General features: G+C 57.1%; 10 protein-coding genes and 1 pseudogene. 7 read left to right on the top strand and 4 right to left on the bottom strand.

What is annotated here, in order from left to right; translation table 11 throughout:
• From RMO15_RS23165 to RMO15_RS23140, 6 genes and pseudogenes are all read left to right on the top strand, one after another.
• Nucleotides 1–514: aldo/keto reductase (locus RMO15_RS23165; protein ID WP_309717895.1), on the top strand; the 514-nt coding region annotated here is incomplete at its 5' end.
• On the top strand, nucleotides 511–1,374 hold the full coding sequence (locus tag RMO15_RS23160; protein ID WP_309717894.1) for an NAD(P)-dependent oxidoreductase: 864 nt from the start codon (nucleotides 511–513) through the stop codon (nucleotides 1,372–1,374). The genes RMO15_RS23165 and RMO15_RS23160, both read left to right, overlap by 4 nt.
• Nucleotides 1,375–1,386: 12 nt before the next feature.
• Complete coding sequence (locus RMO15_RS23155; RefSeq protein ID WP_309717891.1) at nucleotides 1,387–2,349, top strand: aldo/keto reductase; 963 nt, start codon at nucleotides 1,387–1,389, stop codon at nucleotides 2,347–2,349.
• 9 nt (nucleotides 2,350–2,358) lie between these two features.
• Entirely contained in the window at nucleotides 2,359–3,177 is an 819-nt protein-coding gene (locus RMO15_RS23150; protein WP_309717888.1) for a hypothetical protein, read from the top strand.
• A gap of 25 nt (nucleotides 3,178–3,202) precedes the next feature.
• Entirely contained in the window at nucleotides 3,203–3,898 is a 696-nt protein-coding gene (locus RMO15_RS23145; RefSeq protein WP_309717885.1) for a hypothetical protein, read from the top strand.
• Nucleotides 3,899–3,910: 12 nt separating this feature from the next.
• Nucleotides 3,911–4,204, top strand: a pseudogene (locus tag RMO15_RS23140) (TlpA family protein disulfide reductase); the annotation flags it as partial.
• Here the strand turns inward: RMO15_RS23140 and RMO15_RS23135 are convergent.
• The 4 genes from RMO15_RS23135 to RMO15_RS23120 all read right to left on the bottom strand — a co-directional run bounded on the left by RMO15_RS23135 (nucleotide 4,182) and on the right by RMO15_RS23120 (nucleotide 7,018).
• Entirely contained in the window at nucleotides 4,182–4,712 is a 531-nt protein-coding gene (locus tag RMO15_RS23135) for a phosphatase PAP2 family protein (protein WP_309717884.1), read from the bottom strand. The pseudogene RMO15_RS23140 and the gene RMO15_RS23135 overlap by 23 nt on opposite strands.
• Nucleotides 4,713–5,303, bottom strand: coding sequence for a hypothetical protein (locus tag RMO15_RS23130; RefSeq protein ID WP_309717882.1), 591 nt, complete (start codon nucleotides 5,301–5,303; stop codon nucleotides 4,713–4,715).
• A 67-nt stretch (nucleotides 5,304–5,370) separates the two neighbouring features.
• Nucleotides 5,371–5,943: a hypothetical protein gene (locus tag RMO15_RS23125; RefSeq protein WP_309717880.1), complete on the bottom strand. Its 573-nt coding sequence runs from the start codon at nucleotides 5,941–5,943 to the stop codon at nucleotides 5,371–5,373.
• A gap of 64 nt (nucleotides 5,944–6,007) precedes the next feature.
• A complete protein-coding gene (locus RMO15_RS23120) occupies nucleotides 6,008–7,018 on the bottom strand; it encodes a DUF5685 family protein (RefSeq protein WP_309717877.1) in 1,011 nt (336 codons plus the stop codon).
• Nucleotides 7,019–7,328: 310 nt separating this feature from the next.
• On the opposite strand from RMO15_RS23120, the gene RMO15_RS23115 reads away from it, so the two are divergent.
• On the top strand, nucleotides 7,329–8,645 hold the full coding sequence (locus tag RMO15_RS23115) for a helix-turn-helix transcriptional regulator (protein ID WP_309717875.1): 1,317 nt from the start codon (nucleotides 7,329–7,331) through the stop codon (nucleotides 8,643–8,645).
• The last annotated feature ends 136 nt before the right edge of the window (nucleotides 8,646–8,781 follow it).

Raw genomic sequence — 8,781 nt, 5'->3', positions numbered from 1 at the left:
CGAGGGTAAGGTGCGTGTGAAGGGCCAGAGTGCGTACTCAGCCAACGACTTTGAGAAGGCCATTCCTGTCGTCAAGCCCGATGCGCTCCAGAGCTGGGCACACGCGCTCGACGACCAGTTTGTGCGTCCCGGAGCCAAGCTTCAGGAGCTGATGGACACGCACGGTTGCACGTTTGTCGCGTTCTCGCCGCTTGCTCAAGGACGGCTCCTTGACAAGTTCGATCCGACCAAGCCCCCGACTTTCGAGCCCGGTGACCATCGGCTCGGCAATAGTGGCTTCGGGACGGAGGCGATTCTCGCACTCAAGCCCAAACTAGAGCAGCTAAAAGCGCGTTTTGGGGAAACAACGGAGGACCTCTCCGCCGTGGCACAGCGCTACATCCTGAATCTGAACAACGTCGCCTGCGTGATCCCCGGCTTCCGCAACGAGCGCCAAGTAAAGTGCAACCTCGCCGCCGTAGACCGCGAGCTGAGCGATGCCGACATGGACTTTATCCGCGAGGTTCTGAAGTGAAAATTCTCCTCACGGGGGCCAATAGCAATGTCGGGCGGGGGATGATCCCGCGCTTGCTTGCCGCAGGCCACACCCTGGTGCTCTCGGATATCAATAAGCTGCCCGAGAAAGAGCCGTTTACGGGGCTGGAGTTTGTTCAGGCCGATGTGCAGATTGGGGTGGGGCTGGAGCGTGCGGCGCTGGGCTGCGATGCGATTCTGCACCTGCCCGCCTGGCACGGGATTCATTGGAACGCCAAGACCGAGGCGGACTTCTGGCGGCTGAACGTGGACGGCACCTTCTGGATGTTCCAGGCAGCCCAGAGCGCGGGGATCAAGAAAGTGGTCTTTTTGAGCTCGCAAGCCTGGCACGGACACTACGACAAGTACGGCTTCACCAAGCGCATCGGGGAGGAGCTGTGTGCGTACAACCAGCAGCGCCACGGGATTCAGTATGTTGCCGTCCGCCCCGCCGACTTCACGCCCTACCGTGACTATCTCCACTTTGGCTCACGCATGCTCTACGGCGGCGTAGACCGCGAAGACGTGCTTGACTGTATCGAGGCAAGTGTCGCCTACACTGGCACGGAGAGCTTCTTCGTCAATGCCGTCAAGGCTAACGCCTTCACCGACGAGCAGACAACAGGTTGGGAAGCTGATCCATTAACGACATGCGAGGCGATCTTCCCAGGCTCAAAGGCACTGATCGAGAAATATGGCCTCGATGTCACGCGCCACCCGCACCAGAGCAATGCCGAAGAGTCGCCGCTGGGCTGGATGCCCAAGCGTCACTTTGGGACGTTTCTGGAGCGGCTCGCGGCACTGGACGAAACCGAGGCACGGGCTTTGCGCTGCCCGTACACAATCCCACACTCGTTTTAGGAAACAAAACAAATGCACTACACAAGTCTTGGCCGAACCGGCCTTAAGGTCTCTCGTCTCTGCCTGGGCACCATGAACTTTGGCCCACGAACCACGGAGCCCGACTCCTACGCAATCATGGATCGTGCGCTGGAGCTCGGGATGAACTTCTGGGACACCGCCAATGTTTACGGCGGCAAGAAAGGCGAGGGAGTTACCGAGCAGATTATCGGGCGCTACTTTGCCCAAGGCGGCGGGCGGCGTGAGAAAGTTGTGCTAGCGACGAAAGTCTATGGCGACATGGGCGAGTGGCCCAACACCAGCCGACTTTCTGCGCTGCATATTCGCAAAGCCTGCGAGGACTCGATGCGACGGCTTCAGACCGACTACCTTGATGTCTACCAGATGCACCATGTCTGGCGTGATGCACCGTGGGACGAGATCTGGCAGGCGATGGAGCTTCTCGTCGCACAGGGGAAAGTGCTCTACATCGGCTCGTCGAACTTTGCGGGCTGGCATATAGCCAAGGCCAACGAGGCCGCCAAGCGGCGCAACTTTCTGGGGCTGGTGAGCGAGCAGAGCCTCTACAACCTCAACGCCCGAACCGTGGAGCGGGACTTACTGCCCGCGTGCGAGGACTACGGCCTCGGGGTGATTCCTTGGTCGCCGCTTGCGGGGGGCTTACTCGGTGGTGTGCTAGGCGATATTGACGAGGGCTCACGCCGGTCCAGCATCAAGCTCGACGAGACGGGCCGAGCGAAGATGGAGAAGTGGGAAGGGCTCTGTGCGGAGCTGGGAGAGTTCCCTGCGGATGTCGCCATTGCCTGGCTCCTGCATCAGAAAGTGGTGACGGCTCCTATTATTGGGCCGCGGACACTGGCTCAGCTGGATGGTAGCCTGCGTGCACTGGAGATTACACTCAGCGCGGAAACTCTCCAAAAACTTGATGAGATCTTCCCCGGGCATAAGCCGTCGCCGGAGGGTTATTCCTGGTAAAATGCGGGCATGAAGGCCCTTGTATTTTTAACAGCACTCTCTCTCCTGAGCGGAGCACCTAGCCTCGCTCAGGAGACTCCCCCCGCTCCGACAGCCGCGCCACAGACGGCGCAGCAGGCCACGGGGCGGGACTTTTTCTTGTTCTCAAAAGCCCTGAAGAACCTGCGCCAAGGCCAGGTATCGTCGCAGATCACCATGGATGTTCAGGGAGAAGGACTGGCCGTGGTAGTCCGCGGCCAGATTGTCCTGATCCATAAAGCCTCGGGGGAGTACACCAGTGAGGTGACGGTTCAGCCACCGCTCGGTGGGGCGATCAAGCGCTACCGAATCCTCTCGAATGGCAAGACCACGTGGGTGCTGGATCTGGGGGCCAAAACCTATGCCCTCCAACCCGTGACGGATGACAATGAGTTTCTGGTGCGAGGTCTGCTGGTGGGGCTCGCAAAAACGGCGCTGGCAAAACTAGAGCCCGCTCAGCTCAAGCTTCTAGACACCCCTGAACCAACTCCCGAGCTAGCCACCGAGCTTGAGGCCGCCGTAAAAAAAGACGATGGCAGCTTGAAAGTGCGCGATGAGACTCTAGAAGGGAAGGCCTATCGTGTCTATGATCTCCAGCCGGGCAAAGAAAAAGGGGTCATTTCTATCTATGTCAACCCTGCAGGTCGTCCTGAGCGCCTGAGTATGGTTCTGGATCAGGACAAGCTCAAGATCAAGTTCTCCGAGATTATTAAGAGTAGCCTCTCCATTGTGCCTGAGGGTACTAAGTTTCTGTTTACACCCACCAAGACTATGAAAAAAGTCAAGAAAATAGATATCGGGAATTTTTAGGACGATAAGACGAAAGGAGTTGCAGATGCAACAAGCAAAACCGCCGCCGAGTGCCGCCCAAGCGGAGCTCGAAAAGCTACAAAACGACCTAAGTCAGCGCCAGCAAGTGCTGTTTAAAGATCTCCAGAAGCTCAAAGAGAGCGATCAAGAAAAAGCCTATCAGGCGCTCTCCGCTAAGCTCTTTACCGAGTTCTGGCCCAAGTATAAGGCACTTATCAAGAAGAGCAAGGGCGGTGTGCAGGTGCGGGCACGCCTTGCTGCCCTGCAGATTGTGCAGATGGGCAATAAACCCGCCCTTGCTGACCAGCTTGTCGCGGATATGATCCGGGAAAACCGCGATCTGCCTGAATCCGCACAGCTTGCCATGAGCCTGCGCTACAGTGTCTACGATCCCGCTAAAAAAAGTAAGGCACTCTCGCAGATCCTAGCGCTGGCAAAGTCGAAAAACGTGACTGTCCAGGCGGCGGCGCTCTATGCACAGGCAGAGATCACGAAAGACACCAACGCCAAAGCATCCGTGCCGCTCTATCGGCAAGTGCTCGCAAAGTACCCGACCACGGAATATGCCAAGCAGGCCAAAGGCGCGATCTTCGAGGCGGAGAACCTGCAAGTCGGGATGGTTGCACCAGAGATCACCGGCCCTGATCACGAGGACAAAACGTTTAAGCTCTCTGAGTACCGAGGGAAGGTGGTGATCTTAGACTTCTGGGGTTTCTGGTGAGGACCCTGCCGCGCGATGCTTCCGCATGAGAAAAAAATGGTTAAGCAACTAGCTGATCAGTCCTTTGCTCTCATCGGAATCAACAGCGACGGCGACCGGTCGGTCGTCAATAAGATCCTAGAGCGCGAGCAAATTACCTGGCGCAACGTGATAGATGGCAACACCAGTGGCCCGATTGCCACGGCCTGGAACGTGAGTGGTTGGCCCACGATCTATGTGCTAGACAAAGAAGGCAAGATCCGTCACCGTGACCTGCGTGATGAGGATCTGGAAAAAGCCGTGGTCAAGCTTCTGGCGGAGGCCTGAGCTTCTGACCCAGCGTGAGACAAACCAGCCCACCAAGCACCATGCCCGCAAGGGTCTGGTAGGCAAAGTGGGCTCCTGACTCGACGCGTGACCAGGCCATGAGCGCTGCCCAGAACCACCAAAGAGGGGCGAGTTTTGGGTAGCGCTCGGTCAAAATATAGGCGAGGCAGACATGGGCCGCTGTGTGTCCACTTGGAAATCCACCATCGCCACCGGAAGGCCGGGCAAGCACATGGAACCCGTGCCACGTGATGGCCTTGAGTGCTCCGTAGAGAGCCGTTTCCACCAGCATGACAGCCACGACCCAGAGTGCCAAGGCTCTGTCTTTATGACGCCAAGCAAAAGCCAACAGTAGGCCGAGGGCGATGACGAGAACGCCGGTGTTTCCCTCCCGCCCAATGAGTTTTGCGATAGGCTCAGTGCCCAGGGCATTTTTGTGGTCGAAGGCAAACGCGATGATGGCTGCTAGCCCCAGTAAGGGAACCGCCACAAGCTGCGGCGACTTCACCTATCGTTTCTCCGAGGGATTTCGGAGCACGATCTCGGTGTAATCAAGCCCTGCGGCTGCCAGGGACTTATGCCACGCGGGGAAACGACGGCGCGCGGCGGTGATCAGCGCAGTGTCGTCCCGCTCCAGTGCTTTGGCGTGGAGCGGCTTGCCGGTGGTATGTCGCTCTTGAATGCGGCGCACGATCTCTTTCTCGTCCCAGTCGTGGTAGCGGCGAATGGTGTCGTAGTCAAGGCCCGCCGCCTCCAACGCCGCTCGCCACGAGCCAAAGTGATGGCGTTTCACCGCCGCCGCCGCTAGGGTGGGATCGAGCTTGAGCGAAACATGCCGCCAGGAAAGATCGGCGTTTTGTGTTGCGAGCTCCTGAAGACGCTCCACAATCCGCGCATTGGTCCAACTCCGGTAGCGTCGTAGCTCGTCGTAGTCCAACCCTGCGGCAGCGACGGCGAGGGGATAGGAACCAAAATAGCGTACTGCGGCTCTGAGCAAAGGAAGATCTTCACGAGCGAGGCCTGAGTAGGAGAGATCTTGCTGCGTTTCGTAGCGACGAAGAATCTCGCCAAGGATGGTGTCATTTGTCCAACGGGGCACGAAAAGCTCATTCGCCAGAAAAACTCCGAATTCCTCCTCATTGTGTTACACCGCCATACCTATCGTCTCAAAGACGCGGCTTTGCTACGATCGTGAAACAGTAGAGATCTTTACTCTTACTGGCAGACAATCCGTACTTAAAGGCATACTCTCCTGGGGGTAGTGGGCTGCTGGAGATGATCTTAAAGGAGTTTTGTCCGTAGCGCTGCACACGAAGATGATAGCCTCGCGAGCCCGTGTCTGTCCAGAAGCCTTGCTCAGTGAGAATGACCGCGCGCTGGTTCTCTTTCTTGCGAATCACCAGAGGAAAGAGCTCGTACTCGGTAGGGAGCTGCATGGGAAGTAGCACTTGAACCACGAATGTTGGGAGTTCCCCTTCGGTGAACTGAACAGGCGAAGTGGTTCCCGAGATAACAAGCGTCTCCTGCGAGCCACGGAAAGCGCTGTCCCTTGTCTGGTACTGTGCGCGATGCATCTCCAAAGGAATCGGGACGTTTTTTGTGTTTAGGTAGTGGATCACCGAGATATCCTCGGGTTCCTGAATCCCTGAGAGCGCAGGTGGCTGTGAACCGCTCGTTTGTGGTGTTTGTATTGGCAACATAGCCCCCAGTGCAATCATAAATGCCAGTGTTTGAATCATCGAAGTTTTCTTCCCCTATCGCATTGAGTACCTCAAAAGGCTTTCGAGGGTTCCCAGCGCTTTCTCAGCAACCCGTGCAGCAGCACGCACCACAGCCGCAGTTGCCGCAGGATTCACATGCCAAGCTGGCGCAGAGATCGCCACAGCAGTTGCACGTACAGTCGCAGCTCAGGCAGGCGCAGGTGTCGCAGATGTCCTGACCTGTGCACTTTGGGCAGCGGCAAGACTTCTGCTGAGGCGGTTCGTAGCGCGGCTTGAGCGGGCGCTGCTCTTGCGTGCTCAGCAAGGCGTGGTTGACACTGGCATTGAGCTGGAGAGAGAAGCGCTGCTGGTCGGCTTGCGCGAGGGGCAGCACAGCGAGAGCTGCCTGGACAAGGCTCTGCTGCTCCCTGATGTAGCGACGGGCCTCACCGAGGGCGGTCTTGGTGGCAGTCAGGGCATTAAACGCCCCGCGTTTGAGGTCGTCGGTGCGATCTTTGAGAGCATCCAGGACGTAGATTAGTCGCCCAAACGCCTCGCCGAGCGTGCCGAGCACCTCAGAGTGCGTTACGTTCCCTTGGGCAAAGACAAGCCGTGTGGCCGTGGCGGTTGGTGTGGCGAGCGCTGCCAGCGTAGTAGGGTTAGCCTCGGCCTGTGCCTGTTTCTGGTGCTGGGCAAAGAGCGTCTCTAAAGGAACCCCAAAGCGGCGCAGGGTCTCGCGGGCACAGGCGAAGGCATTTGCGAGGCCATGCCGCGCCAGCTTCCAGTGCCTCCCTTCGCCGTCGGCGAGCTTGTCGGCGAGGGCGAACTCTGCCAGTGCGAGATTGGCGGCAGCGGCATAGACGAGTGGAGCGGGAATATCGGATACGACAGGTAGGGAGAAACAGCGCCGGGACGTAAAGCTTGTGGGAAGCGTTTTTCTCTCCAACGCCAGCAGAAGCTCGCCTAAAAACACGGCGTCGTAGTTGAGAGTAAGCCGTGCTCGCTGTCCAAACAGTCGCCCGGTTGCCTTACAAGTGCCGCAGTAGTGGAGCTGACGAAGCCGCTTTGCCTCGGGAGAGCTTCCACAGCCACAGGAGCGCATGAGTCCAAACATGGGGAGTTGGACACGTATTCGCCAATAAGGTTGCGAGGTTGCAGCATACACAGTTTTCCGTCTGTCGCAAATTCCGTGGCGAATATCGCGTGGACGGAGATCGTCCCGCTCTGGGGCACTTCGCGTGGACGGAGATCGTCCCGCTCTGGGGCACTTCGTGCCGCCTCCTCGTGCCTCGTCGGTACTTGGTCAAACGAGATCGCGAAGCGCGGCGGAGGAACGACGCCCCAAAGCCCCGAGGTTTACCGTCGAGGACTATCACGAATTGCGAGATTGCAGCATTATAAGCTCTATCGTATACTCATTAACTGTGGTACCGACAAAAACTCTGGACTTTGCCTCTCAGTTTCGTCAGTGCCGCAAACAACGTAATCTGTCTATCGTTCGTCTTTTTGAGCTCTCTGGTATTGGAAAAACGACTCTGGAGAACTGGCAGTCGGGGCGGACGCTTCCGAGTGCTCCTGAGCTTGAGACGCTGATTTCGGTTCTTAATCTCAGCTCTTTTGACCAGCGCTTACTGCGCCGTTCCATCGGTCTTCCTCGTGCGATTGTGTGTCTGCCGGAAGGGGAGCGTCCGCCACTGACAGGTGGGTTGTTGCGTGCGATGCGCCTTCGTCGTGGTCTGACTCAGAGCGAGGTTGCCCGAAGGCTCGCGGTTCGTCAGGGGACGCTCGCCAAGTGGGAGAAGTCCGACGACTGGCCCGAAGCAGACAAACTAAGCCTACTCTGTTTGCTGCTTGGAGCAAGCCACCAAGAAACCGAAGCGATTCTGGGTGGCGTGTTTTTACCCTTACCTCTGCCGTTGAATGCCTCGCTGGAGGATTTTGAACAACAAATACAAATTTTAAATGACAGAGCCAATCGATGCCCCAATGATCCGTTGCTGGACTTGGCTTTTTTAGAGATCGAATCGCAAATCTGGCTTGATGTGGATCGCCCTGCCGCTCAGGAGCTTCTTTGGAAAATTTGGGGCTTTCATAATACCCATCTCTCTATTCATCAACGCTTCGATGAGCTATTTTCTCGTGCTAATCAGATGCTTGCCATTGCATTTGACCCTCTAAAGTCATCCACATCCTTCTTGCAAAGTGCTGTGATTCATAAGTCCGTGGCCTTACGGGGCACCCCAAATGGTAAAATCGAGAGTGCTTCGCGGCGAAAAAGCGCTATTACGTTCTTAAAAGCAAATGAAGGGCGTATGGGCAATCCTGAGTGTCAAGCATGGTACTGGATGGTGCTCGTTGATCTGCTGACTGTGGAGGGAGCTTACGATGAAGCAAGATTCTGCCTGGATCGCTCCAATGCCATCCCGCATCCCGCGTTTGAGCGGGGCACCAAGGGTGAGAGTGCTCTGATGACTGCCTATAGTCTGACGAACCTTGGAAGTCCACGGGAGGCTCTTGCGCTTCTTAGCTCGTCAAACTTCAGAGACAGCGCCAAGCACTTCGTTCCTATATTGAGCATGCGCTCGCTACTATATTGCGCCCGCGCTCTGGCAAAGCTTGAGGATTTTGCAGGTGCTTTAGAGGTGCTTGACCAGCTTTACAACCAAATTGAGGTAACCGGGATTGAGGTGATGCGCCCCCGTGCCGACGCCCTTTTCTTCCAACTAACCCATCTGCCGTGAGACGCGGTATACTGATCTCCAACGTATGCACTTCTTCTCTCGCTGTGGCGGTATCGCCCAAATTATCCAGCGCTCCTGAGCATCACACGGTTCGGGGCGGGCAGTGTCGCCCGCCTCTTGGGTTCGGCGAATCGTG

Source organism: Armatimonas sp. (genome assembly GCF_031410135.1).
Taxonomy (GTDB): domain Bacteria; phylum Armatimonadota; class Armatimonadia; order Armatimonadales; family Armatimonadaceae; genus Armatimonas.
Note: the sequence above shows the minus strand (reverse complement) of the source record. Positions and strands in the feature narration are given on the sequence as shown.